Source organism: Mycoplasma sp. Z386, assembly GCF_054343375.1.
Genome location: NZ_JBTGVC010000037.1, coordinates 1 through 1,334 on the forward strand (window position 1 = coordinate 1; position 1,334 = coordinate 1,334).

At 21.7% G+C, this 1,334-nt stretch carries 1 protein-coding gene; it reads right to left on the minus strand.

Annotated elements, in window-relative coordinates:
• The coding region (locus ACXX85_RS03960) for an IS1634 family transposase (protein ID WP_458560686.1) at positions 1-1,201 on the minus strand (1,201 nt) is incomplete at its 3' end.
• Positions 1,202-1,334: the final 133 nt, after the last annotated feature.

Consider the following 1,334-nt stretch of genomic DNA (forward strand, 5'->3'; position numbering starts at 1 on the left):
CATTTGAAATTTTTTCTTCATCTAAAACATATTTAGAAGAATTCAATTGTTTAAAATATTTGGTTTTTTTGTATCCTATCATTCTTTTTTCATTAACAAATCCATTTTTGTCTTGATTTTTAATAAAATTATTTATTTCATTCTCTCTATTTAGTTTATCTAATTTAGCTCTGGATTTACTTCAGGTGACAATTTGTTTTCTTATTTTCCCTTTATTTTCTTTATTTTCTACAAAAATTTCTTTAGTTTTATATTTAAACTTTCCTGATATCTCAACATAATCATCTTCTTTTAATAAAAATTCTTTATATTTTTTTGTTTCGATATTTGCTCTTTTTGAAATTATGTAGTCTATATTATTTTCTTCTAAAAAATTAATATTTTCTGCAGAACTCATTCCTCTGTCTGAAACAACTGTAATTTTTGTATTTTTATAAATTTCCTTAAATTCCTGTATAAAAGGAATTAATGTTTTTACATCTGCAGTATTTCCAGGAAAAATTTTATAAAAAATAGGTATATTTTCTGAATTACACGCCATTGCTAAAACAATTTGATCTTCTTTAAATTTTCCATCTTTTGAATATCCTGGTAATCTTAATTCTTCTTTTTTGAAACTTTCAAAATAAATTGTGGTTGAATCGAAAAAAATAGTTTCGTTTTCATTGACAAACTTTTTAGATATATTTTTCAAGATATTTTCCTTATTATCTTCTAATAAGTCAAGCATTCTATAAAAACTATTTTTTGAATAATCCAAGTCTGTATATGATTCAGACTTATTTATAAAAGATTTAAAAATACTTGAAGGTTGACAAATTCTATTAGCAATTTGATAAGAAAGTATTTCTTTCATCCCTTTGTGCTTACCAAAATTAAAATTTTCAAAAATGTTTAAATCATACATAAATTCTAAAATAAATTCTGCACTAAAATTTTTAGTTTTAGTAATATTTGAACTCAAAAGAAGTGCAGAATTTATTTCTGCTTCTAATTTTTCTATATTTACGGTTGTGTCATATTTACTTATTATGCTTTTAATAATTTGTTCATAATTAGGATTCTTTTTAAGTAGCTTTTCTTGATTTCCTAAAGCTAATAATCTAATATTTCTTCTATAACTTCCGCTTGTATCTCAGTAACCAATATTTTTATATGTTGCTTTTTTTGGTCCCGTAGAGTTAAATAACATTAATTTCATATTTAAATTATATCATAAATAGCAAGTTATAGCAAGAATTTTATTAAAAAAAATAAAAAATGTATATATTTATAAATAAATATATACAATCTAAATTTTATTATTTTTTTCTTTGTTAACTGGGAAACACAGG